The sequence below is a fragment of the Enterococcus sp. FDAARGOS_375 genome, from assembly GCF_002393265.1.
GTDB lineage: Bacteria > Bacillota > Bacilli > Lactobacillales > Enterococcaceae > Enterococcus_D > Enterococcus_D innesii.
This window is the reverse complement of the sequence record NZ_CP023515.1, coordinates 2,912,178-2,936,126: the sequence shown is the minus strand read 5'-3', so window position 1 is coordinate 2,936,126 and position 23,949 is coordinate 2,912,178. Positions and strand designations below refer to the sequence as shown.

Here is a 23,949-nt window from a genome sequence, read left to right as displayed (position 1 = left end):
GTTCTATTCTAATCGAATTTCTTGAATTTTCAACCGTCATTTCTTAGTATTTCTTACTTTTATTTGGTTCAGTCCGTCACTGTAATCATCTCTTTCAAGGACTCAAAGGTCTTCTCTCCGATGCCTGTGATCTTTTTTAGGTCATCAATCTGTTTAAAAAAGCCATATTCTTCGCGGTAAGCGATGATTGCCTCTGCTTTTTTGGCACCCACGCCTGGCAGTTCTTGCAGTTGCTGCGCATTGGCTTGATTCAGATTGATTTGTGTCACTGCTGTCTGGCTGCCACCTACTCCTGAAGCATTCATCTCCATAAACGCTTGATCCTCTTTATGAGGGACGATCACCATCTGTTGATCTTGCAACACCTGTGCTAAGTTTATGGCTGTTTCTAACGCCTCTTCTGTCAGACCACCTGCTTGTTCGATCAATTCATACATCCGTGCACCTGATTTTAAACAATAAATGCCCGGTTGGTGCACTTCTCCTTTGACATCTATAACGATCTCATACTCTTCATCGTGAAGACCATCTTCTTGAAGGGTTCCACCTTCCCCCATTTCAGACGATTGACCTGCTGTATCTGCCATTGATTGCCAGTTTGTTTCTTTGTTTTGCGAGAACGGTACAAACCAGATGATCAGCAAAACCATCAAAACAGCACCACCAACTGCAAATCGCCAATAGTCTTTGAGCAGCTTCCATTGATCCATTTTCACCACCTCATAGATGAAATACGCAAAAAATAGTAAACCACAGAAAAAAAGTCAACACATTCCACGTGTCGACTTTTTCACTAGCTAAGAAGTAATCGTATAGAGACAGCTAACTTTCTGTCGGTCCCCCACATCCTCTATTTTCTCGCTGACTTTTCTAAAACCTTTCATCTGACTGATTTCATAGCCACATGTTCGTGGCAACTCCACCGTTAAGCGAACGGTACGATCAGTCTTTTCCCAGCTTAAAGTTACTAATCCAAACGTACTTTGTAAGGAGCCTTTGACATGGGCTACAGGTACATCGAAGGCTGGTTGTATCAGTATCCCAGCGCTTGTCATCTGAATGCCTAATAAATGACGGACAAACCAATACCCATAAGAAGCAAACATGGCATGATTCAACGAACCCTCGTAAGTGGCTGAATGTTGCGGCGTTGGAAAATGTTCCATCAAAGTGCCGTTTCCGCTTGCCAGCATTGCTGCATAACTAGGCGCAGCTCTCCTCGTTAACCAATCAAAAATAATATCATTATAGCCAGCTTCAGCCAGCAACTGATAGCTCCATGCCATCCCGAAGATGCCGAAAGAGAAAATACCCTCTTGCTGCTTGATCCGTTGTACTAATTTTGGCAATATTTCTTTTTTCTCACTGAGTCCTGTTTTCATTGCAAAGATCATACTAGACAAGGTGCCCGCACCGTATTGCCCATGTCCTATAGAAAACTGCTGTTTGATTTGTTGTGTCGTGTACTGGATAGCTGCTGTCACTCGCTGACAATAGTCCTCGTTACCAATGATCCTCAAGTCGATCAATTCTTGGTAACGCTGTAGTAAAAGTAGATACATGCAGGCAGAGCAAAAGGACTGATCTGGTGAAGTAATAACCTCGTTTTCCCGAGTTTCATCAATTGCTCCCCAATCGCCGAGACAGCACTGGGCGATATAATCAAAATCAAAAGCGAGTAAATAGTTGAGATGCTGTTCCAACTGTGGACGCAGCTTAGCAACCGCTGCTTGTTTTCCATAGGTCATCACCAATGCCAAAGCAAGCTCTGGAACTACCAATTGCCACCCTAACGCACCACCGCCATTTGATGGTCCATTTGTCATGATTCCTACAAATGGCGCAGTTGCGGTCATTGCACCATCCGGTCGTTGGTCGTAGGCAAAATCCCACAACACTTTTTCCAACAACGGTTCAATCGCTAGATCTGCCATCTGTGTTGGCAGTAAAGCGACGATGTCTCCGCCATATCCGAACCGCTCACGAGTGCAGTCCTCAAAATACGAGTGGATATTGTTCAACCGTGTGGCTTGTCCAACCGCCCATAACTGATTCAAAAAGGGGTCGGAGGTTTCAAGCGTCACCAACGATTTCACCTCCGTATGCAGGCGATAGGCTTTAATTGCGCCCACAATCGCTTGAAGGTTGTCAGCAGGTTTCGTCTCAATCAACGCATAGCGAAAGGAATGATAGGTGTAGCGGTTTTCAAAAACGAACGTCCTCGCTGCCGTTTTCTCAATGATGTCTCGTTGAACGATGGGATCATCTGGCTGCTTCCCTTCATAGGGATCGTAGACGCCATAAGTTCCACTGATCGTAGAGGTATAATCAGAGGGTTGCCTTGCTCATCTAATCTTTCTGCATAGCTGATTCTGATCTGGCCAATGAAATCTTCCTCAAGTGTACAAGCAAATTGACCGCTGATGATTTGTCCGAAGTCAATAAGCAGTCCCGCTGCAGTTTCGGTCATTTTTTGGGGAACGATCGATTGTGCGCGCTTGATTTTAGGAATAAAGCTTGGCTTGAAACGTCCCGCCGGACCAGCAATTTGTACCGTTTTTCCTTCTGGACGAGGATCAGGTACATCGGTAACGATTTCTCCTATATAAAGATTGTTTTGCAAATAAGGACCAAAACTACTTTGCCACTGATTGTCTGAGTAAATGTAGCGATTCTCTCCTTCATCATTTAACTGAAGCTCCCCCCAGAAACAGGGTTTGCCGATCGCTAGTTCTTTGCGGATGTTATACCGGCCTAAAATCTCAATCGGAGCAGGGTTATACCAGCCATTCGCAAGTTCAACTTCGATTCGATTGTCTCCCTCCTGTAAAAAATCAGTTAAATCATAGGTATCATAGTAGACGACTTGATCATAGTTCGTTACATCACTGTTTAAGTAAACATCTGATACCATTTTTCCATTAACAGACAAGCGATAAAAACCAAGCCCGCAGCAATCAATCACTGCATAGGAAGGACACTTTTCCAGTGTGAAGAAGCGGGACAAGCAGCTATTTTTCTCTTCTGAAAAGTAAAACCGTTCTTTTTTAATAGGATCATCTAAGCGAGTGATCCACTTGCCCATAGTTTCTTTAGGTTTCTCACGCTTTTCTATCGTGAAAAACACACTGCTGTAAATCGTGACATCGTTTCCTGCTCCTGCAGTCAATTTGACTTGATATTTTTTTCGCTGCGGATGCTGCGGTAAGAGGATCTCCATTTTATTCTCAGAAGCGGCTATGTTGGAAACGTCATACACTGCTTGCTGCTGTTCATTGAAGATTTGCAATCGATAGCCTTGGTGATTGGTCATCGACCATTCAATAAGGATCGGCTCATTTAAATCCACTGTTAATGGCTTTGTCTTCCCGTTGATGGTTATCGTTTCTTTCATAAGCTGCTCCTTTCGTGGGTTATTGTGCTTCTTCAATACAGATCTGCTTATCAGCAACTTTGATAAATGGCAACCAAATCATCGTTGCGATCACGATCAAGACGATTTGTAACAAAGAGCCCATGATACTACCTGTGACAAAATAGCCGCTAATGATCGGTGGCGTCGTCCAAGGAATTTGCGCAAGCCCAGTTGGTATCGGGACTAGCCCGAAATAAAAGGCAAAATAAGCGACGATCGTTGTGACGGCATTTGCAAAAACAAAAGGAATGAGAAAACTGAAATTCAACATCAAGGGTATCCCGAACAACGCTGGTTCACCAATATTGAAAATATAAGGAACACTAGCAATTTTACCAACCTCTTTGTACTGTTTGCTTTTTGCTACGATCAAAATAGCAATGATCGCACCGACGACGCCAATCGAGGCAAAATGATTCCGAAAGCTCATACTGATAATATTCGTTGGAATCTCTCCCGCCACTGATGCCACACGATTTTGGTCTTCAAGGACTTGATGGATTGGGTCCATCACTGCTTGAATGATCGAGGTTCCATGAAGGCCAAAAAACCATAAAAATTGCTCGAAAATTTTCACAACGACCATTCCTGCTAGGGAGCCACCTAACATTGTTAATGGAATCCCAAGGGTCCCATTGATCAACGTCATGGCATCACTGTTAAATAGAGCTTCGATGATGAGCCGGATGCCCCAAATCGTCGTGATGACAAGAAAAGATGGAATCACTGATTCGAATGGTCCAGAAACAGCTGGTGGAACCGCTGCAGGCATTTTGATTTTGATTCCTTTGCCCTCAATTTTTTTATACAGAACAGTACTAAAAATACCGACAATAATCGCTAAAAACATTGATTGCGCGCTAACGCGGGTGATATCTAAAAATGTCCCTGCTTCCATTGCATCCAACGGTGTTAATAGTAAAAAGGAAACAAAAGCAGTTAAGACACATTGCAAAACATTTGTTTCAAGTTTTTCTGCCAGTGATTTTGCGAGGGAAATGACAACTAGCAAACCACCGATTGCGAGTGTAGCATTGTTGACATAGAGCAATTTCTCTTGCCAGACACTAGCATCTTCTGTTCGCAACACCATAGTAATAAAATCGGTCACTTGTTGGATCGGAAAAAAAGCAATAATTAAAAAGATCGACGCAATAAAGGTGAATGGCATGTATGCTAACATTGCATCCCTAACTGAAGTAATATAAATATTCCCATTGACTTTACTTGCAAATGGACCAAGGGTACTTTGGAGCTTATCCCCTAATGATGGTTTGTCGTGGTTCATGGTGATTCCCCATTTCTTTCGAATTTGCTGGTACTATTGACTATTATTATCATCCGGATTATGATAATTGATAACGCTACCATACAAGTATTATATACTATCTCTACCTGTCTTCAATGACGATACTCTACTATTTCATTGACTATTTTTTACCTAAGGAGAAAGCGATGGATAAACAAAACATTCTGCAGCAGTTACAACAATTGACGACTACCGAAGAAATAGCCCTTAAAAAGACGCAAACCCTTCCATACAATTATGAGGATTTCAAGAAAGTCTACACTGAGAAAAATGAGCCAATTTACCAATATACCTTCGAAAAACACCTTTCTCGTCTCATACGAAAACGACCACAGGATAGCGGATTTCTTAAGACAAGCCAGCTCTTGATTTTAAAACATGCACGCTTTTCATCTACGCCACTACATCAGCATGATTTTATCGAAATGAATTATGTTTTTTCTGGAACAGTCACGATCATGATCAATGAGAAAAAAGTGATCCTAAAGGCAGGTGACTTTTGCTTACTAGATACTGGGGTGATCCACCAAATTATCGAAACAAATCAAGACGACATTGTTATTAACTTTTTGATCAGCAAAGAGTACTTTTCCACGCAGATGCTCAGTCGGTTAGCATCCAATAGCATGATCGCCGATTTTGCCATCAATGCGTTATCTGAAAGCCAAAAGCACAATCAATATCTAGTGTTTGAAACGAGTAACAACGACTATTTGATTGATGCGATTTTCGGGGTCTTGGCCCAGTTCTTCAATCCCTCCTTCGGTTCTCATGAAGTCATCCATTCCTATATGATCATTATTTTTTCCGAACTCGTTCGTAACTTCCAGGAAAAACAACGGATCGAGTCGCAAAACAGTGACCAATTGTACCTCGGAGAAGTGTTGGACTATCTGGAGAAACATTTCGCTACTTGCACACTAGCTTCGGTTGCGGAGACATTTGGATACAACCCGAGCTATTTGAGTCGCCGTATCAGTCAGCAGCTTGGTCGATCCTTTGTGACGATCCTTCAAGAATTAAAACTCAATCAAGCCAGTTTATTGTTGAGAAACTCCTCCCTACCTGTGGAACAAATCGCACACCAAGTCGGCTATAAAAATGTCTCATTCTTCTATAAGCTGTTTCAAAAGAAGTATCAGTGCTCTCCTCATGCCTACCGTCAAAACTAAATAATACTGCTGCACACCATTTTATCGACAAAAAAACACTGCTCACTTGATGCTGCTAACGCAACAATCTCAAATGAGCAGTGTTTTTTTACTAATCAGTTTCAAGCAATTCAGGAATTTACGACGCCGATCCTCGGTGATACAACGTTGTATAATAAGGCTGTTCGCTGGTATCGATCGCAATACCGATCCCGAGAAATTGATACTCATCGTTTAGAATCGTTGCCCGATGTCCCTCTGAATTCATTAAACCTTGATGGGCGTAAATACTGCTGGCCTGGCCAAATGCCAAATTCTCCCCTGCAGCAGTGAAGCTGATCCCGTCTTCTTGCATCCGATCAAATGGAGTCGATCCATCTAACCCAATATGGTCAAAGTATCGATGTTCTGCCATGTCTTGGCTATGCTTCAAAGCAGTCTCACTGGTTGCTTCGCTGAAACCAAGGGGTGACAAACCAAATTTCACTCGGGTAGCATTCGTTAATTCAAATAACTGTGTTCGTAAACCGCTTAAAATGGCGGCTTGATTTTGGCGAAAATCATTCGCATGGCGTGTTTCTAGGGAGCGATTGATGATTTGGATTGCGGTCACTGTGTCTTCGGCATGAACATCATAGAAAAAAGTAATCAATTGATCATCATGTAAGAAGAGATCATAGTTCGCATCTGGCTGGATTCGATACCGTCGTGATCCTCGTTGAAAACTTTCTTGATGCGTGCCCATCTGATTACGAACGCTGGCTTTTGAAGACCCGATTCCTAGCGTGTCATCGATATGCAGGGTATCTTGGTTCGTATAGATTCCTTGCGCGATATTATTCTCATCATACATCACCATCATGAAGTTACGAAAATCATCGTGGTAGGATGTCCACGTTAATCCATACCGATTCGCTGATTCATTGATTGCTTCTCCAAAGGTTTCTTCAATCACTTGTCGTGATTCATTATATAAATGTGTCTGAGCAGGCGTTTCTTCCACTTGTCTGTCTGAAGCATCTTGTGAAAGTGAAAATCGGGAAGAGATAGTTTGAGTGATCTCGTTGAGGCGGGCATCCCGAAATGCCAAACGACCGTCATGCCATGTGATCATCTGGCTTGCAAAATAAAGAAGCCCAATGAGAAAAATGCTTTTGAATAAGAATTTTAGTTTTTTCATACGACTCCTCCGTCAATGATTTTTTTATCTGCTAGCTGTAACGCGATCGGTGATCCACTTCACTCATCCTTAGTTTAGATCGCTGAAGAAGCCTTCTTGTCTTTTCTAAACACTATCATTCCTGTGGGAAGTTGACCAGTTGCAGCATGAAATTTCTTAGATGGTCTATGTCTTTTTAAGCTCCTGTTAAGAAACTTTTTTTAATCACGAAAACTTTGCAGTGCCATCGAACGCTCCATCAAAGGATTGGCGATTTTAGCCAATGTATGACGATCGTACTTTTCTGGACGTTTGATGGTGAGGTAAAGAATAAACTGTGGATCATCCGTTGGATAGATCGAGACCGCCGAATAAATATAATCAAACTCTCCTGTCAGGTAGCCTTGACCATTCTCATTGGCAATCTGAGCTGTCCCAGTTTTGACAGAAATCTCATGGTTCGTTAGTTGGTATACATCATAAGCGGTGCCATAACGTTCATCCGTCACTACATCGGTCATGTATTCCAATACAGCATCAGCCGCTGTTTGTGAAATAGGCTGGGAAACGACTTCTGGAAAAACTTGGGTCTCTTCCCCCACTTGCCGAATCAATTGGGGACGAATCATCTCGCCACCATTGGCAAATGCACTAAATAACTGCATCATCTGCATCTGATTAACACCAATCGCATGACCATATGAACTCATAGCTTGATCAACCCGATTTCTTGAAGGTAAGATACCTGGTACCTCACCGAAAAGCTCACTTCCAGTAACTTTCCCTAGTCCAAAATCAGCTAAATACTGCGCCCATATTTCACCGCCGATCCGCTGCTGAAGACGAACCATCCCTGTGTTGCTAGACCAAGCTAACGCTTGCCGCATCGTCAGCTCACCATTTGACCCTGAGTCGTGGTCACTGATGAGTCGATCTTCAATCTGCATACTCACTGGATTATAACGTTCCGTGGGATCAAACACTCCTTCATCAATTGCTGTCGCAACGGTTGCCAGCTTCAAAGTCGAACCAGGTTCATACATCTCTTCTGTGAAAAGGTTGCGCCATATAAAATGCGCATCATCAATCCCCTCTTGGGTCTCTGGATGAAAAGTCGGTCTTTGAGCCATCGTTAAAATTTCACCCGTTTTGGCATCCATTAATAAGGCAGTTAAATTTTCTGGCCGCGTTTCTTTCAAAACTTCATCCATCAGAGATTCAGTGAATAACTGCAAATGCGCATCTAATGTCGTCCAAACATCTTGTCCGTCAATGCCTTCTTCAACCGTTTGATTGGTTGCAGGAACAGGATTCCCTGAAGCATTGACTTGAAAGGACTCTCGCCCGTTTTGATTGCTCAGGAAATCGTTCATTACATATTCTAACCCAGATACACCGACACGAATCTCTTCATCATCTGAGGTCGTGCCTATCAAATGTGAAGAAAAGATGCCATTCGGATAGCTGCGACTTGTACGAGCATCGAAATAAATGCCATTGATTCCAGCTGCATCAAGTGCCGATTGAATTTGATTTCTAATAGTCACACTTAGACCACTCCCCACACTGCCAAATTCCACTTGATATGCAGGTGGTTCCGTTTGATTCACACCGTTTGTCAAAATAGTCAAAACTTGATCGTTTGAAATAGGTAAATACTCTGAAAGAATCGTTGCTGTTTCCTCAAAATTCTCTCTACCTAGATACATAGGTCGTCCATTATCAATGTAATCTTCAGAAAGAATTGCTCGAACAGTATAAGAAAGAACGTCTTGTGCAATCACAGACCCTTGTCGATCAAAGATTGAGCCTCGCCTTGTTTCAATCGGTCTGGAACGATAATACAAATGTTCTATTCTTTCAGACAAAGAGACGCCTGCGATGACGCCAACTTGAACAATGTAAATCAGACGTGCAGAGAACCCCATAAAAAGTACAAAACTGATGATGTACAACCAATGACCGACTAGCTTACGATTTTTTTTCGCTTTATTCTTATTTAGCATGCTTGAGTCATGCATCGTAAAAGCGCCCCTTTCGATCGAATATATCTCTATAGTATTGGGTATTTGTGATAATCCTGTGAGGGAAAGAACAATTATTTTTCAAAAGGGCATTTCCCTGTCAAACTAACCAACACGCTGTGATATAATTTAAAAAATATAATTTAATTGTTAGGATGTGACAAAAATTGCAAAAATTATTGATTGTTGATGATGACACCCATATGCGTGCCTTAGTGAAAACCTATGCGGAGATCGAAGGCTACCTTTGTTTTGAAGCATCAGATGGAAATGAAACACTGGAAAAACTAGCCAATCGTTCATTTGATTTGATCCTCTTAGATGTCATGATGTCGGGAAAAGATGGCTTTCAGACGCTTTCGGAAATCAGAGGGAGCTGTAACACGCCCGTCATCATGATTACCGCTCGAAAAGAAGAGTACGATAAACTCTTTGGCTTCAATCTTGGTGCCGATGATTACATCGCTAAGCCATTTAGTCCTAAAGAGTTAATGGCTCGCATCAAAGCTGTGTTGAAACGGAGCATTCAGTTTCAGTTCGAAAAGATCGTTTTTGGTGATCTCGAGGTCAATGTTTTTTCACATAACGTGACGATCAAAGGGGAACCTTTGCCGCTAACACCGAAAGAATTTGACCTGCTGGTCTATCTAACGAAAAACAATCATATCGCATTGAGCCGAGAATCTATTTTGGAAGGTGTCTGGGGCTTTGATTATTTTGGTGATACCAGGACAGTGGACACACACATCAAATCGTTAAGAGAGCGTCTAGGCGATTATCGAGAATTAATCCAGACGGTTTGGGGGGTAGGGTATAAATTTGATTATGAAGACTAGTCGGTTAGGATTCAATTATTTCAAAAGCAAATTACTTATTCGACTTTGGTCCGCCAATATGTTGCTGGTCATCATTGGTATCGCTTTTTTATGGACCGTTCAAATTTTACTCTTTGAACCAAATTATATCAACACAACGAAAGAATCACTTCTGGAAACCGTTCAAGAAACAGCTACTTCTCTTGAAGATATAGCAGTAGATCCTACTGGTTTACCAGATGAGCCATTACTTTTCCTCAGTAAAACAATTGTTGGAACTCTCTTCTTAATTGATGATTCCGGTGAAATCCTTTCTGCATATAATAATGGACAGAAACTGAACATAGACGGGTTGAAAAACGAATACAACTGGTTATTATCACATGCGCCAACTGTCCTCAATGGGGAGAGTCTTAGTACCGTAGAAGACTTTGAAAAATCTTCTGCCATTCTTATTGGCGTCCCTATGACTCTTTTCCAACGTCCAGCTGCCCTTTTGCTTTCAAATACCATCACTCAAATCGAAGCGCTTCAGAGGTTGAATCGTCAACAGCTCTTTCTATTCACCATCATATTAACTATTTTTGCGTCAACAATCTCCTTTTTTTTGGCACAACATTTTATTCGTCCAATCAAAACGATCAAAAAAGCTATTGTTCGCCTAACGAAGGGTGAACTTTATTCAGTGCCAAAACTCAACCGTGGAGATGAATTAGGAACACTTTCTGAATCAGTTGCGGATTTAAGCACAGAACTTCAGCGAGTAGACGTGTTGCGAAAAGAAGTAATTGCCAACGTTTCTCATGAACTACGCTCCCCCCTTGCGTTAATCACTGGTTATGGGGAGATGGTACGTGATGTATCTGGAAGCGATGAACGACTTCGAAAAGAACATATGGACCTAATTATCAGCGAAGCCCACCGTATGAGTGCCATGGTCGATGACATCATGGATTTCTCTATTATGCAAGCAGGCTATACACAACTAAAAAGTGAAGTTTGGAATACATACGAGGTGGTTTCCTCCGTCGTTGCTTACGCAAGAGGGATCGCCAATCAATATGACATCACTGTCGATTTTGAAGCAGATCGTACGAATGGAGATGCTCTTTTTGATCGCATCAAAATGGAACAAGTTTTGCGTAATTTAATAAACAATGGCATCAACCATACACCAAAAAATGAACGACTCTTGATCAAATTGACGAATACAGCTGCAGGAACAAAAGTTGCTGTCATCAATCCTGGAAAAGATATCCCTCCAGAACAACTCGAACTTATTTGGGAAAGATACCAACGCGTCCAACATCAAGCAGGCCATAAAGAAGGAACAGGCATCGGCTTAGCGATCGTGAAAACCATTTTGACTTCTCATGCCTTCGATTATGGCGCTGAGTCGAAAAATGGCGTGACTTGTTTTTGGTTTGTTGTGCCGAGACTAGAAAACCCATGAAAACCACTTTTATACAGTCCATCATAAGTAATGGGTGACTTACTTTTTGAACAAAAAAAGCCTTGATTTCTCAAGACTTAATGATTTCTTGTATTTCAGCCATTGATTGGACGGTATGGTCGGCAGATATATCTTTTAAGATACCTTCTATATCATAAAAAATTGTCTTAACACCTGCTCCTTGTCCTGCAAAAACATCCATCGTACGATCGCCGATCATGACAGTTTGATCTTTGTCCAGCTGATATTTCTCGACAAGATAAATTAATGAAGTCGGATCAGGTTTACGGGGAAAGTTGTTTTCCGGTCCTACGATCTCAACGATCAGGTCTGCCATCTGTTCTTTTTCTAACAGTTCTTTCGTTGAGATAACATCTCGGTGGGTCAAAATGTAGTTCTTGCCACCAGCAGCAACCACAGCCTCTAATGTCTCTTTTGTCCCATCGAAGGAAAGAGGCAGCCGATCATCTAGTGCTTCATTGGCTTTGAATGCTTTAGTGAACTCTTGGAAATCTAAGTTGTATTTTTCAGCAACTTTTTTGGAAGATGAATCTTTCAAAATATAATAAATCTCCGCTGGATCTGGATCGAAGCCATACTCTTTCAATGTCTTCATAAAAGCTTTCAACATGATTGGGTAGCTGTCATAAAGTGTTCCGTCAAAATCCCATATGTAAGATTGGTACATGATATCCCTCGTTTTCTCCCTTTTTCAGATGAATGAAACTTCCATTCATTTTCTGTAACTCTAAAAAGTTTACCACACTTTGTTAGGTTTGTCTTTTTTATCAAGGGATTTCCTCCACGAGAAAAAACGCCATTGACCATGCAATCCTTCCTCTTGCACAAATCTACATGCAAGCGAATGTATTGCAGAGCAATGAACGTTCATCCTTAGTAAAAAATTACCAGCTACCAGAAACACCGCCACCGCTGCTGCTTCCTCCGCTAAAACCACCAAAATTGTTCGAAGAACTCTGCGTATCGGCGATGACTTGTTCTTGATGGGACACATGATTATTCATCATCACGAAGAACAACGCCATATTCATTCCATGGGGATCATACTCTTGGCGAGCATTATTTAAAACTGCTGCTCGATCAGAAGCATCAAATGAGGATAATTTGTTCGCTAAATCTGGGTGATTTTGATAAACCTGTTTCAAGTCAACTTGGAACAAGGCATCTGTTTTCACTTCCGCTAGAACATTAGAAACTTCTTTTGGAATGGCTTGTACCATCTCAGGATAGGTCGCTTTTTCCGTCACAAGTTGCGCTAAGTATCGCCCTTGCTCATTGCGTCTTCTGATCTCTTCTTTGGCTTGCTTGGCTATTTCTGCTCGATAAGCATCTGCTAAAGGCAGATTCTCGGGTAACACCGCATCAGTCAAATCGTAGTCTGCCATCCGTTCAGTCACTTCCCTGCCTAATTGGGCTTCATAGGTTTTTAAGGTGTCATGTTGTGTAAGGATCACCTGACCGAAATGTTTGACCGTGGTTTGTTTCTTCATCAGCAAGTTTGAAAAATAGGCGCCAATTGCTGGATTCGTCAAGCTGTGTTGGATGACTCGCTTATCCGCTGTCGACAATCCAGTGACCGAAGTCAATTTCGCTGGCACATAAGTACTCGTCACATACTGCGTAAATGCTTGTCGACAATCTTTGGCTGTCTGATACTGATGGTAACGCTGATAGTTCTTTCTATTGCTAGCCCATTTCAAGAAATCTTTCTGTTGGAAGTGACTATCTTCTAACAGATGTTTCGGCAATGGCAGGTGCTCTTCAAAACGCCGTTTGGTTTTAAGATGGCGAATACTGATGAACCCGACAAGGCTTGCAGCTGCTGCCGCTAAGACACCACTGACGATTTTGCCAATAGTGAACCACATCTGCTTAGTAGCTTCTGCTTCTTGTGCCTGTTTTTCTGCTAACATTTGCTTGCCATCTTGATAGATCGTCCCTAAACCAATCGTTTCATCCGCTTCTTTCATTCGCTGATAAACTTCATTAGAAGCTGCCAATATCGCTGTATCATAATCTTCATCTCGTAATGCGTCTTTGGCATCTTCATCCACTAAATCATCTTCCGATAGCTCACTGAAGACATAGGATAGTCCATCGCCATAACCCAGACGAAATTCACGATCGTCAATGGCAAAGAGAAACAATAGTCCATTATTGTCCTCTGGATTTCCTAAACCATACTCATTGAACAGTTCCAAATTACGCTCTTCAATCGATTGCCCATCTAAAGAAGGGATCGTGATTACAGCATATTCTGGCGCTCCGGTCAATGATTGGAACCCCTCTTTATTCAAGGCATCGATCTGTTTGATCGTCTCTTGTGAAAGGACCCCGGCATCATCACGAACAAATGTCTGTCCAAAGGCAATTGATGGTTGAAGGACAAAAAATCCCATCAAACCAATAAAAACCAACATCCCAAGTTGGAAGATTTTCTTCATTTTACCACCCCTTTTTATCGTGTTATCTTTCATTGTATTCGATTCCAAACAAAAAAACATCCGTCTTAGGAATGAAAAAAATAGTAACAGGACCAAAAAACCTTTAAAAGACAGCATTCTGATTAGTCTTTTAAAGGTCATTTCATCATATTTTCTTACAAAATGAACACGAGCTAGTTTTTAAATGAATGGATCGGTGCGGGAATACGGCCGCCACGCAAAATGAAATCGGTAGACTGCGCAGGATTGGTTTTCATCACTGGCGCCGTCCCTAATAAACCACCAAACTCGATGCGATCGCCGATTTCTTTGTCTTTCGCTGGAATGATTCGAACCGCTGTCGTCTTGTGGTTGATGACACCGATCGCTGCTTCATCCGCGATCATTGCGGCGATCGTCTCAGCCGAAGTATCTCCCGGAATCGCAATCATATCTAAACCGACAGAGCAGATTGTCGTCATGGCTTCAAGTTTTTCTAAATTCAATAAACCAGCTTCTACTGCTTTGATCATCCCTGCGTCTTCAGAAACGGGGATAAAGGCACCCGACAGACCACCAACATGGTTGCAGGCCATTACGCCGCCTTTTTTGACTGCATCATTTAACAAGGCCAAAGCAGCTGTCGTTCCGTGGGTACCGACAGATTCTAAGCCCATTTCTTCTAAAATCAATGCCACGCTATCGCCGACTGCAGGAGTCGGTGCCAGCGAAAGATCGACGATCCCAAATGGAACGCCTAAGCGCTCTGAAGCCACGCGCCCGACTAACTGCCCCATCCGTGTGATCTTGAAGGCAGTTTTTTTAACGGTTTCCGCCACGACATCAAAGGACTCCCCTTTGACTTTTTCCAAGGCACGTTTGACGACACCAGGTCCGCTGACACCGACGTTGATTTCCACATCAGCTTCACCGACCCCATGAAAAGCCCCCGCCATAAAGGGATTGTCTTCCACTGCATTGGCAAAAACAACCAGCTTTGCACAGCCCATATCTGATGCTTCAGCAGTCTTCTTGACTGTTTCTCCCATCAAACGCACTGCATCCATGTTGATTCCGGCTTTCGTTGATCCAATATTGACCGACGAACAGACAAAATTGGTTTGTGCCAAGGCTTCTGGAATCGATTCGATCAATGCAAGGTCGCCGCCTTGATAGCCTTTTTCTACTAGCGCACTATAGCCGCCGATGAAATTGACCCCAACTTCTTGCGCCGCTCGATCCAAGGTCTGCGCAACTTTGATACAGTCGGCTGGCGTCGGCTGGCAAGCGGCCACTACGATCGCTACAGGGGTAACCGAAATCCGCTTGTTAATGATTGGAATACCATATTCACTTTCGATCTCTTCGCCGACTTTGACAAGGTCTTTGGCTTTTGTTGTAATTTTTTGAAAAATTTTCTCACAGGTACGATCAATATCGGCGTCAATACAATCCAATAATGAGATCCCCATCGTGATCGTACGAATATCTAAATTTTCTTCTTCCACCATGCGAATGGTTTCAAGTATTTGATTTGTCTCCATAGTACCTCCTATAATTTGTGCATGGTATCAAAAATTTCTTGATTTTGAATGCTGATTTTCACACCTAATGTCTGACCTACTTGGTGAAGCTCCTCACGAATACCGTCAAAATCCTGATTGGCATCCATGTTTAAAAGCATCATCATCGTGAAGTAATCTTCCATGATCGTTTGGGACACATCTAAAATATTGATCTCTAATTCTGCTAATTTCTGGCTGACACCAGCGATGATCCCAACCTTGTCTTTTCCAATAACGGTTAATACGGCTTTCATATTCTCCCGCCTTTCATTAAATTTTTCTTATTATAGCACAACAAAACCACATTTTCGATGTAACATCAAACGAAAATGCGGTTTATTCTTTAAATGTTCGTTATTACGCCCGTTCAATCAAGTTTGCTTGGCTATCAAACTCATAAATGATCGGCTGTGCGTTAGGAATATCGATCGTATCCATGGCATCTTTGGGCACGTCTTCCAAGTATTTGACTAACGCCCGCAAGCTGTTCCCATGACCAGTGATGAGGATATTCTTATGATCTTTAAGTAACGGAACCACCTGGTCTTGCCAAAATGGGACTACTCGCGCCACCACCATCCCCAGATTTTCGCCCTTAGGTATCAAGCGGGGGTCTAAAGAATCATAGCGGCGGTCTAAATCATTTTCCTCCACATATAAAGGCGGTTCATCATATCCACGTCGCCATTTTTGCACCTGTTCTTTTCCATACTTTGCCACCATCTCATCTTTATTGACCCCTACTAATTGGCCATAATGACGTTCATTTAGGCGCCATGTTTTTTTCACAGGGACCCAAAGCTGATCGCTGGCTTCCAGAACGGCATCGCAGGTGATGATCGTTCGCTGCAGCACAGATGCAAAGGCAAAATCAAAGGAAATCCCTAATTCTTTGATTTGTTCCCCAGCAGCCCAAGCTTGTTGTCGGCCTTTTTCGGTCAGAGAAACATTCAGCCACCCTGTCCAATAATTTTCGAAATTTGCTTCACTTTCGCCATGTCGAATCAATACGACCTTCATTCTATCGCCTCCTCTTCTCTTTTATTATCGCAAGAAATCTAGAAAATGTCTTATGTTTCGTTTTTGTCGCTTTGTTTCAACCCACTTCTCATTTTGTCATTGCAGATCCTGGTTCTCGTTTAAGCGAAGCTGTTTCCTTTCTTCATTATCCGTTATTTTCTAAGCATCCTTTCAAATAGACGTATTTAGAAAATGGCTGATGCTCCTTCACCACTTTCTTCTTCCTTGGATTGCAAATAATTTGAATAAATGGTTTTACGCTCTACAACAATTTTTGACTTTTTTTCTCTGACTTATTGACTTCAACTGATGTTATGCTATGATAGTTTCTATCACTTATATGTATTTTTATACATTTATTAGTTATTATTTGCATTTTTAATAGATGCACAGAAAAAGTTAAAGGGGCGTTTACATGAAAAGGTTTAGTAAGGGTACTGTTTTATTAGGGATCATCACAGCGTTGCTGCCGTTTTTCTTTGTCGGACAAGCACATGCAGAAGAAACCGATCCAATCTATGAAAAAGTCAAAGAAAATGGTGTATTGGTCGTGGGTTTATCTGCCGATTATGCACCATATGAATTCCGTGCCAATGTTGATGGAAAAAATGAAATCGTGGGGATCGATATCTCGATTGCCCAAAAAATTGCAGATGACTTAGGGGTCGATCTGAAAATCGAGGAACTTGGGTTTGATGCGTTGTTAGGGGCGTTAAAAACAGGCAAAATCGATGTCGTCATCTCTGGGATGGCTGCAACGGATGAGCGCCGCAAAGAAGTCAATTTTACTGACACTTATATGGAAGTCCAACAGACCGTTTTAGTTCGAGCAGAAGACGCGGATCGTTTCCAATCGACGGCTGATTTTGATGGTGTGGCTGTCGGTGCACAACGTCAAACCACCCAAGAAGAGCTGGCAAATACAGAATTGACTGGCTCCACCGTCACCTCTTTGCAAAGGGTGCCTGATTTGATCACCAATCTAAAATCACGCAAAATTGATGCGATCGTGATGGAAGGTCCCGTTGCCGAAGCATATGTGACGGCGAATGATACCTTGGCATTAGCCGAAAATGTCACGTTTGAAAACGGTGTGAAGGAGACCGCCATCGCCATCTCGAAAGAAGCGCCAGTTTTACTGGAAAAACTCAATTCCTCCATTGAAACTATCATTAGTAATGATCTTTTAAGCCAATACAAAGAAGATGCCTATCGATTGATGTTTACCGAAGAAGGCACGATCGATGAAGAGCAAAGCTTTTGGGAAAAATATCTGCCTTTTTACATCACTGGAACTGGCTATACGATCTTCCTAGCCTTGGTTGGGGTATTATTCGGCTCTATCGGTGGTAGCTTGTTAGCCTTTATGAAGCTTTCTAAGTCAAAAGCATTGAAAGTCATTGCCGCTGTCTATATTGAATATGTTCGGGGAACACCTTTGTTAGTACAAATATTTATTGTATACTTTGGAACAGGCGTGTTAGGCTTAGAGCTTTCGAAATTAGCGGCCGGCTGTATTGCCTTAGCACTAAACAGTGCCGCCTATGTGGCAGAAATCATTCGTGCCGGGATCAATGCCGTCAATAAAGGACAGCTGGAAGCCGCTCGTTCACTAGGAATGAATCAGATCCAAGCGATGCGCTTCATCATTTTCCCGCAAGCCATCAAAAACATCTTGCCTGCTCTAGGAAATGAATTTGTCACGGTCATCAAAGAGTCTTCGGTCGTATCGGTGATCGGCGTGTCTGAACTGATTTTCCAAACAGGCGTCGTTCAAGGGGCCAGCTTCAAACCATTTTTACCATACGTTATCGTATCATTGATCTACTTTGTATTGACCTTCGCCCTCTCACGTCTATTGGGTGTTGCTGAAAGGAGAATGAAAACTAGTGATTAAAGTTGAAAAATTAGTGAAAACATTTGGCGAGAATACCGTCTTAAAAGAAATCGATCTTGAAGTGACACCTGGTGAAGTCGTTGTGATCATCGGACCCTCAGGAAGTGGGAAAAGTACTTTCTTACGCTGCTTGAACCTTCTTGAACAGCCGACTGGTGGGAAAATCACCTTCGAAGGCAATGATTTATTAGCAAAAGGGGTGAAAATCGATCAGATTCGTCAAAAAATGGGAATGGTCTTTCAAAGCTTCAATTTATTCCCTCATAAAACGGTGTTAGAAAATCTGACTATCAGCCCGATCAAAGTCAAACAGCAAGAGCAAGCCGCTGCCGAAGAGACAGCGAAAGGATTGCTGGAACAAGTTGGCTTAGCTGAAAAAGCAGATAGTTACCCCTCTAGCCTTTCTGGCGGGCAGCAGCAACGGGTCGCTATTGCTAGAGCGTTGGCAATGGATCCTGATGTAATGCTCTTTGACGAACCAACATCAGCTTTGGACCCAGAAATGGTCGGAGAAGTGTTGACGGTTATGCAAGCTTTAGCAGAAAAAGGCATGACGATGGTAGTCGTTACCCACGAAATGGGCTTCGCCAAAGAAGTTGCCGATCGTGTCATCTTTATGGCTGACGGTATCATTCAAGAACAAGGAACACCAGAACAGATCTTTGAGCATCCGCAAAATGCGCGGACCCAAGACTTTTTAAGCAAAGTTTTATAGAAATTGGAGATGACAAAATGAACCGTCCGTTGATTGCAGAACGTTTTTTACAACCAGAAGAAAATCTTTTAATGGAGATCGCCACTCTTGCGAAGAAAACCCCAAATTTGATTGATTTGTCGATTGGTGATCCTGATTTGATTACAGATGCGACAATCATTGAAGCAGCTTTTGCTGACGTCAAAGCGGGTCATACAAAATACACCGCTTCAGACGGCAGTGCTGATTTTATCCAAACTGTCGTTGATTTTTATCAAAAGCAATACCAGCTTACTTTTTCTCCTAGCCAAGTACGAGGAACAGTCGGTGCATTGCATGGTATGTACTTAGCTTTGGCTGCCATCATTGATCCTGGTGATGAAGTGATTATTCATGAACCGTACTTTTCACCTTACAAACAACAAGTCGAACTAGTCGGTGGTGTGCCAGTCTTTATCCCGACCTTTGAAAAAGATGGCTTTCAAATCGATGTCGAAGTCTTAAAATCCGCCATCACTGAGAAAACTCGGGCGATCATTATCAATTCACCAAACAATCCTACTGGTGCTGTTTTTTCTCCAGAAACTTTTGAAAAAATCGCAGCAGTTGCCATTGAACATGACTTGCTGATCCTCTCAGATGAAGTCTATGAAGCCTTTTGCTTTGATGATACCTTTGTACCGATGGCAGCCTTCGCACCTGAGAACACCATCACATTCAGCAGTTTCTCAAAAGCCTTTGCCATGACTGGCTGGCGGATCGGCTACATGATTGCACCTGAATCAATCAATCTTACGGCAAAACTGATCAATGAGGCGATCGCCTATTCGGCACCAACCCCTTCACAACGGGCAGGTATCTACGCATTGAATCACTATGATACCCTCGTGCCGCAAGTGGTTGCTGTCTTTAAGGAACGACTGACTTACATTGAACAACGGGTTGCTGAGATCCCCTTCCTTTCCTTATCTCCAGTCAAAGGAAGCATGTATGCCTTCATCAACATTGAACAAACGGGGTTGGACTCTGTCAGCTTTGTCGAGAAATTATTAAAGGAAACCAGTGTGCTGATGATTCCTGGGAAAGCCTTTGCAGAAACGACCGGCGATGGATATGTTCGCTTAGCTGCCACCCAATCGTTGGACTTGTTAAAAGAAGCTTTCGACCGGATTGCCACGTGCTCATTTGACTAAAGAAAATCCCACTCACTTCTAGTGTGTGGGATTTTTTTTGGTGGCAGCCGTTTTTCAAAAGTATCACGTTCCATATAAAAAAGGGACAGAAGAATCCGATTTGATTCTTCCATCCCATGACTATCTACTCGTTTTTACTTTTTTGCTTCTTCAAGCAATTTTGCCATCGCTTCTTTTTGATAAGCTTCTGTCAATTCAGCGATTTTTGCTTTTTGGGCTGCCTCATCCATAGTTGGATCAGCCATTAATGCAGCTTGCATTTTTTCTTGGACATACGCTTGTCCTTGTGTTTTCATGGTGTCCGCTTGTTCTTTCGCTAAAGAAGCCAGTTTTTTTGCTTGATCCACACTCAAGACTTCCCATGAATCTGGCAATGAGAACGTATTGGTACGGCTGACATATTGGCCATCGTTATCAGCGATTCCGAACAAGAAGCGTGATAGGTCACTTTTATAAACCCAGCGGGTCGTTTTTGTTTCTAATTGAGCTGAATCAGCCCCTGTTTCCACAACATTGGTCACTTTATCAGTACCGGTTTGTTTTGGTTCCTCTTGATCAGCATCCGTTTTATACAGGTAGATTTTTTCCGTACCATCTCCTAATGGCTGATACAATAGCAAATCAAAATTCTCGTTATCGGCACTAGAAACCAGTGGGGTTGTTTTAGCAGTCGTTTCTTTTTCCATTCCAAAATGGTAAGTCAAATTGGCCATCAATGCGACGACACTAGCTACGAAGACTAGACCTAAGACCAATGATAAACCTGTTTGCCGCTTGTTTTTGGCAAAGACATTCAATACCGCAAATCCTAACACGCTAAGAACGATCAAAAGCAAGATCATTTGTCCGCACCTCCTTCAAGAACCGTCAATCGTGGTTCTTTTTTCTTTAAGGAGAAGGCGATCAAGAAACCTAAGAAACTAAACATCGCTGCCACATAAAAGGCGGCATGGTAGCCAGATAAAGTCGCTTCGATTGCTTGGTCTTTGTAGGCCAAAGGCGTTTTATCCAACAAAGAATCACTTGGCAAATTGCCTTTAGTCACGTTTGTTAAGACACTGATCAAGATAGCTGTACCAATCGAGCTGGCTACTTGACGGAAGGTATTGTTTACTGCGGTACCGTGACTGATCAAGTTTCCAGGCAAGGCATTCATTCCTGAAGTCGTTACTGGCATCATCACCATTGAGATCCCGAACATCCGAATCCCATAAAGAATAATGATATGCAAAATCGGTGTATCTTTTGTTAGGAAAGCAAATGGTAAGGTTGCGGCGGTCAAGATAAACATCCCGGTGATGGCTAAACGTTTTGCACCATACTTATCAAAGATCGCACCAGTGATCGGCATCATGATCCCCATGATCAGCGCACCTGGTAATAACATCAATCCTGAATGGAACGCTGATTCACCACGAATGTTTTGGATATACAATGGGAGAACCATTTCAGCACCGATCATCGCCATATTCGTGACCCCTGAAAGGATCGATGCCAAGGTAAAGGTCGTTGATTTGAACACGCGCAACTCTAAGAACGGATGCTCAATGTGCAATTGACGCCATGCAAAGAAAGCAATGAAAAAGACACCGGCTGCAAGAAAACCGATTACTTCAATACTGCCCCACCCTTTGTCACCGACGCTTGAAAAGCCATAGAGCAATGTACCAAAACCAAGCGTTGATAAAATCGCTGAGAACAGATCGATTTTCGGATGCGACAATTCAATCACACTCTTCATTAGAAAGAGCGCTAAGACTAAGACTAAAACGACGATCGGAATGACCATTCCGAACAAATAACGCCAGTCATAATGATCAATGATCCAACCAGATAACGTTGGGCCTAAGGCTGGTGCCAACCCGATAACGATTCCGGACATACCCATGGCTGAACCGCGTTTTTCTGGTGGGAAGATCGACAACATGATATTTTGCAAAAGCGGCATGGAGATCCCTACACCAGCAGCTTGCACTAAGCGACCAATCAATAATGTAGAAAAGTTCGGTGCTGCAAAACAAGCGATCGTTCCAGCAAGGAAGATGCTCATGGCGGTTAAATAAAGATTTCTTGAGCTGAACTTATTGATCAGCCATGCGGTGATTGGGATCATGATCCCGTTGACCAGCAAGAAACCGGTGGTTAGCCATTGGACATCAGATGCTGAGATGTCAAAGGCATCCATCAAGGTTGGAAAAGCCGTTGTTAACAATGTTTGGTTCAAAACAGTACAAAACGTACCGATCAGCAAAACCATAACCAGTAAGGAACGGTTGTAAGGTTTGCCGTAGATATCTAAAGGACGACTCGTTGACATATTTCACACTCTTTTCAGTATATTTTTCATAAAACCTTCTTTACTTTAAATCTTTCCCTAACATTTGTCAACCTACTTGACATAAAAGTAAAACAAGTTACAATGTTAACAAATACCTTTACAAGAATGGAGTCCGTATGTCTCATCTTTTTCGAAAACTCGTTGATAATGAAAACTTGTTGGTCGGCATCAGCGAACTTAGTCAAATGTGTGCTATCTCCCCTCGCCAATTGCGTTATTGGGAACAAAAAGGATTTATTCAATCGGTCCCACAAGAAGAAAACGCCCCACGAAAATACCGACTGCCCACGGTCGTCAAAGTGGAAATGATCAAAACATTTTTAGATGAAGGCTTTACGTTAGCCAAGGCTGTTGAAAAAGCCGACAAAAAAATCAAGACCGCCCATCATATTCGCAAAGTGTTCTCTGGGGTTTTACAGAATTTAGAAGTCATCAATGAACGGTTTACGATCATCAGTCTGGGACCAGTAGACGAAGACGGAAAAATCCTCCATATCATTCACGATGAAGAAACAGAACGATTGCAATATGATGTGTTGCCTGCTAATCAAACGATCGATTTTGAAAAGTTCAAGCAATGCACATCAAAACAAGCGGAATAAAGGATTCCCTATCCTCACCTCCTAATGAAGCAAGCACCCTTGATGACGGTGCTTGCTTCTTTTTTGATGTTCACTTCCCTTTTAATAAAGGTGTCCTTTCATTTACAAGGAAAAAGCCTCATGATATAGTCGAAGGGAGAACCGAACCTTTACAAGAATGGGAAGTGTCATATATATGGAAAAAGAAGCTTTTATCCAACAAATCAAGGACGGAGTAATTGTTTCGTGTCAAGCCTTACCTGGAGAACCCTTATATACTGAAAACGGCGGTGTCATGCCCCTATTGGCAAAAGCGGCTCAAGAAGCCGGTGCTGTTGGCATTCGTGCCAATTCCGTTCGCGATATTCGCGAGATCCAAGCCGCTGTTGATCTGCCAATCATCGGAATCATCAAGAAAGACTATCCACCGGAAGAACCATTTATCACAGCAACCATCAAAGAGGTACACGAATTAGCCGCTTTACATATTGCGGTGATCGCTTTGGACTGTACCTTGCGCAAACGTCATGATGGCTTGACGATCAATGCCTTTATCAAGCAAATCAAAGCTCTCTACCCCCATCAACTACTCATGGCAGATATCGCCACCTATGAGGAAGGCATCAATGCCTTTGAAGCGGGTGTCGATTTTGTTGGTACAACTTTGTCCGGCTACACGGCGAATAGTCCTACCAATGACGAACCGGATTATCAGTTGATCCAGCAATTGGTTGCGGCGAAGGTTCCGGTGATAGCCGAAGGCAAGATCCACACCCCGGAACAAGCAAAGAAAATCCACGAAATGGGTGTGACGGGTATCGTGGTTGGTGGTGCGATCACCCGACCAAAAGAGATCGCCAGCCGATTCGTGCAAGAGCTGCGCAGCTGAGT

Annotated in this window: 21 protein-coding genes; 8 read left to right on the top strand and 13 right to left on the bottom strand. The window is 42.6% G+C overall.

Annotated elements, in window-relative coordinates:
* Window positions 1-68: 68 nt before the first annotated feature.
* The 4 genes from CO692_RS15305 to CO692_RS15295 form a co-directional block, all read right to left on the bottom strand.
* Window positions 69-710, bottom strand: coding sequence for a helix-hairpin-helix domain-containing protein (locus CO692_RS15305; RefSeq protein WP_096742625.1), 642 nt, complete (start codon window positions 708-710; stop codon window positions 69-71).
* 87 nt (window positions 711-797) lie between these two features.
* Window positions 798-2,084, bottom strand: coding sequence for an alpha-L-rhamnosidase C-terminal domain-containing protein (locus tag CO692_RS17990; protein WP_226818347.1), 1,287 nt, complete (start codon window positions 2,082-2,084; stop codon window positions 798-800).
* A gap of 83 nt (window positions 2,085-2,167) precedes the next feature.
* Window positions 2,168-3,394 (bottom strand): alpha-L-rhamnosidase N-terminal domain-containing protein, encoded by a 1,227-nt coding sequence (locus CO692_RS17985; protein WP_226818181.1) that lies wholly within the window; start codon window positions 3,392-3,394, stop codon window positions 2,168-2,170.
* Window positions 3,395-3,413: 19 nt separating this feature from the next.
* The gene (locus CO692_RS15295) at window positions 3,414-4,703 is read right to left on the bottom strand and encodes a PTS sugar transporter subunit IIC (protein ID WP_096742624.1); all 1,290 of its coding nucleotides are present in this window, start codon (window positions 4,701-4,703) and stop codon (window positions 3,414-3,416) included.
* Window positions 4,704-4,870: 167 nt separating this feature from the next.
* On the opposite strand from CO692_RS15295, the gene CO692_RS15290 reads away from it, so the two are divergent.
* On the top strand, window positions 4,871-5,896 hold the full coding sequence (locus CO692_RS15290; RefSeq protein ID WP_010749643.1) for an AraC family transcriptional regulator: 1,026 nt from the start codon (window positions 4,871-4,873) through the stop codon (window positions 5,894-5,896).
* 118 nt (window positions 5,897-6,014) lie between these two features.
* Here CO692_RS15290 and CO692_RS15285 read toward each other — a convergent pair whose 3' ends face one another.
* Window positions 6,015-7,055 carry a CAP-associated domain-containing protein gene (locus CO692_RS15285; protein WP_096742623.1) on the bottom strand — a complete coding sequence of 347 codons (1,041 nt, stop codon included), beginning with the start codon at window positions 7,053-7,055 and terminating at the stop codon, window positions 6,015-6,017.
* A 200-nt stretch (window positions 7,056-7,255) separates the two neighbouring features.
* Window positions 7,256-9,055, bottom strand: a complete 1,800-nt coding sequence (locus CO692_RS15280) for a penicillin-binding transpeptidase domain-containing protein (protein WP_096742622.1) — start codon at window positions 9,053-9,055, stop codon at window positions 7,256-7,258.
* Window positions 9,056-9,225: 170 nt separating this feature from the next.
* Between CO692_RS15280 and CO692_RS15275 the strand changes: the two genes are divergently transcribed.
* Window positions 9,226-9,894, top strand: a complete 669-nt coding sequence (locus CO692_RS15275) for a response regulator transcription factor (protein WP_096742621.1) — start codon at window positions 9,226-9,228, stop codon at window positions 9,892-9,894.
* Window positions 9,884-11,326 carry a sensor histidine kinase gene (locus tag CO692_RS15270; protein WP_096742620.1) on the top strand — a complete coding sequence of 481 codons (1,443 nt, stop codon included), beginning with the start codon at window positions 9,884-9,886 and terminating at the stop codon, window positions 11,324-11,326. Before CO692_RS15275 ends, CO692_RS15270 begins: the two co-directional genes overlap by 11 nt.
* A gap of 70 nt (window positions 11,327-11,396) precedes the next feature.
* Here the strand turns inward: CO692_RS15270 and CO692_RS15260 are convergent, their stop codons facing one another.
* The 5 genes from CO692_RS15260 to CO692_RS15240 all read right to left on the bottom strand — a co-directional run bounded on the left by CO692_RS15260 (window position 11,397) and on the right by CO692_RS15240 (window position 16,355).
* The gene (locus CO692_RS15260; protein WP_096742619.1) at window positions 11,397-12,014 is read right to left on the bottom strand and encodes an HAD-IA family hydrolase; all 618 of its coding nucleotides are present in this window, start codon (window positions 12,012-12,014) and stop codon (window positions 11,397-11,399) included.
* 217 nt (window positions 12,015-12,231) lie between these two features.
* Window positions 12,232-13,824 (bottom strand): TPM domain-containing protein, encoded by a 1,593-nt coding sequence (locus CO692_RS15255; RefSeq protein WP_096742618.1) that lies wholly within the window; start codon window positions 13,822-13,824, stop codon window positions 12,232-12,234.
* Between the two features lie 140 nt (window positions 13,825-13,964).
* Entirely contained in the window at window positions 13,965-15,314 is a 1,350-nt protein-coding gene (locus CO692_RS15250) for a PFL family protein (RefSeq protein ID WP_096742617.1), read from the bottom strand.
* Window positions 15,315-15,322: 8 nt separating this feature from the next.
* On the bottom strand, window positions 15,323-15,589 hold the full coding sequence (locus CO692_RS15245) for an ACT domain-containing protein (RefSeq protein WP_081118964.1): 267 nt from the start codon (window positions 15,587-15,589) through the stop codon (window positions 15,323-15,325).
* Between the two features lie 103 nt (window positions 15,590-15,692).
* Entirely contained in the window at window positions 15,693-16,355 is a 663-nt protein-coding gene (locus tag CO692_RS15240) for a 2,3-bisphosphoglycerate-dependent phosphoglycerate mutase (RefSeq protein ID WP_096742616.1), read from the bottom strand.
* A gap of 415 nt (window positions 16,356-16,770) precedes the next feature.
* On the opposite strand from CO692_RS15240, the gene CO692_RS15230 reads away from it, so the two are divergent.
* The 3 genes from CO692_RS15230 to CO692_RS15220 are packed head-to-tail and all read left to right on the top strand — an operon-like array spanning window position 16,771 to window position 20,139.
* Window positions 16,771-18,252 carry an ABC transporter permease subunit gene (locus CO692_RS15230; RefSeq protein WP_005230136.1) on the top strand — a complete coding sequence of 494 codons (1,482 nt, stop codon included), beginning with the start codon at window positions 16,771-16,773 and terminating at the stop codon, window positions 18,250-18,252.
* On the top strand, window positions 18,245-18,967 hold the full coding sequence (locus tag CO692_RS15225; protein WP_005230134.1) for an amino acid ABC transporter ATP-binding protein: 723 nt from the start codon (window positions 18,245-18,247) through the stop codon (window positions 18,965-18,967). The genes CO692_RS15230 and CO692_RS15225 overlap by 8 nt, the downstream gene beginning before the upstream one ends.
* Before the next feature lie 17 nt (window positions 18,968-18,984).
* Complete coding sequence (locus CO692_RS15220) at window positions 18,985-20,139, top strand: pyridoxal phosphate-dependent aminotransferase (RefSeq protein ID WP_096742615.1); 1,155 nt, start codon at window positions 18,985-18,987, stop codon at window positions 20,137-20,139.
* A gap of 134 nt (window positions 20,140-20,273) precedes the next feature.
* Here CO692_RS15220 and CO692_RS15215 read toward each other — a convergent pair whose 3' ends face one another.
* Entirely contained in the window at window positions 20,274-20,981 is a 708-nt protein-coding gene (locus CO692_RS15215) for a DUF4811 domain-containing protein (RefSeq protein WP_096742614.1), read from the bottom strand.
* On the bottom strand, window positions 20,978-22,456 hold the full coding sequence (locus CO692_RS15210; protein ID WP_096742613.1) for an MDR family MFS transporter: 1,479 nt from the start codon (window positions 22,454-22,456) through the stop codon (window positions 20,978-20,980). Before CO692_RS15210 ends, CO692_RS15215 begins: the two co-directional genes overlap by 4 nt.
* Before the next feature lie 137 nt (window positions 22,457-22,593).
* Here CO692_RS15210 and CO692_RS15205 point away from each other — a divergent pair, with 137 nt between their 5' ends.
* Both CO692_RS15205 and CO692_RS15195 read left to right on the top strand, forming a co-directional pair.
* Entirely contained in the window at window positions 22,594-23,079 is a 486-nt protein-coding gene (locus tag CO692_RS15205) for a MerR family transcriptional regulator (RefSeq protein WP_086292474.1), read from the top strand.
* A 175-nt stretch (window positions 23,080-23,254) separates the two neighbouring features.
* Window positions 23,255-23,947: an N-acetylmannosamine-6-phosphate 2-epimerase gene (locus CO692_RS15195; RefSeq protein ID WP_096742611.1), complete on the top strand. Its 693-nt coding sequence runs from the start codon at window positions 23,255-23,257 to the stop codon at window positions 23,945-23,947.
* Window positions 23,948-23,949: the final 2 nt, after the last annotated feature.

Bases quoted from the DNA above. Each gene is read 5' to 3' on its own strand.
- CO692_RS15305 (WP_096742625.1), bottom strand. From the start codon at position 710: ATGGATCAATGGAAGCTGCTCAAAGACTATTGGCGATTTGCAGTTGGT.
- CO692_RS17985 (WP_226818181.1), bottom strand. From the start codon at position 3,394: ATGAAAGAAACGATAACCATCAACGGGAAGACAAAGCCATTAACAGTG.
- CO692_RS15295 (WP_096742624.1), bottom strand. From the start codon at position 4,703: ATGAACCACGACAAACCATCATTAGGGGATAAGCTCCAAAGTACCCTT.
- CO692_RS15290 (WP_010749643.1), top strand. From the start codon at position 4,871: ATGGATAAACAAAACATTCTGCAGCAGTTACAACAATTGACGACTACC.
- CO692_RS15285 (WP_096742623.1), bottom strand. From the start codon at position 7,055: ATGAAAAAACTAAAATTCTTATTCAAAAGCATTTTTCTCATTGGGCTT.
- CO692_RS15280 (WP_096742622.1), bottom strand. From the start codon at position 9,055: ATGCATGACTCAAGCATGCTAAATAAGAATAAAGCGAAAAAAAATCGT.
- CO692_RS15270 (WP_096742620.1), top strand. From the start codon at position 9,884: ATGAAGACTAGTCGGTTAGGATTCAATTATTTCAAAAGCAAATTACTT.
- CO692_RS15260 (WP_096742619.1), bottom strand. From the start codon at position 12,014: ATGTACCAATCTTACATATGGGATTTTGACGGAACACTTTATGACAGC.
- CO692_RS15255 (WP_096742618.1), bottom strand. From the start codon at position 13,824: ATGAAAGATAACACGATAAAAAGGGGTGGTAAAATGAAGAAAATCTTC.
- CO692_RS15250 (WP_096742617.1), bottom strand. From the start codon at position 15,314: ATGGAGACAAATCAAATACTTGAAACCATTCGCATGGTGGAAGAAGAA.
- CO692_RS15245 (WP_081118964.1), bottom strand. From the start codon at position 15,589: ATGAAAGCCGTATTAACCGTTATTGGAAAAGACAAGGTTGGGATCATC.
- CO692_RS15240 (WP_096742616.1), bottom strand. From the start codon at position 16,355: ATGAAGGTCGTATTGATTCGACATGGCGAAAGTGAAGCAAATTTCGAA.
- CO692_RS15230 (WP_005230136.1), top strand. From the start codon at position 16,771: ATGAAAAGGTTTAGTAAGGGTACTGTTTTATTAGGGATCATCACAGCG.
- CO692_RS15220 (WP_096742615.1), top strand. From the start codon at position 18,985: ATGAACCGTCCGTTGATTGCAGAACGTTTTTTACAACCAGAAGAAAAT.
- CO692_RS15215 (WP_096742614.1), bottom strand. From the start codon at position 20,981: ATGATCTTGCTTTTGATCGTTCTTAGCGTGTTAGGATTTGCGGTATTG.
- CO692_RS15210 (WP_096742613.1), bottom strand. From the start codon at position 22,456: ATGTCAACGAGTCGTCCTTTAGATATCTACGGCAAACCTTACAACCGT.
- CO692_RS15205 (WP_086292474.1), top strand. From the start codon at position 22,594: ATGTCTCATCTTTTTCGAAAACTCGTTGATAATGAAAACTTGTTGGTC.
- CO692_RS15195 (WP_096742611.1), top strand. From the start codon at position 23,255: ATGGAAAAAGAAGCTTTTATCCAACAAATCAAGGACGGAGTAATTGTT.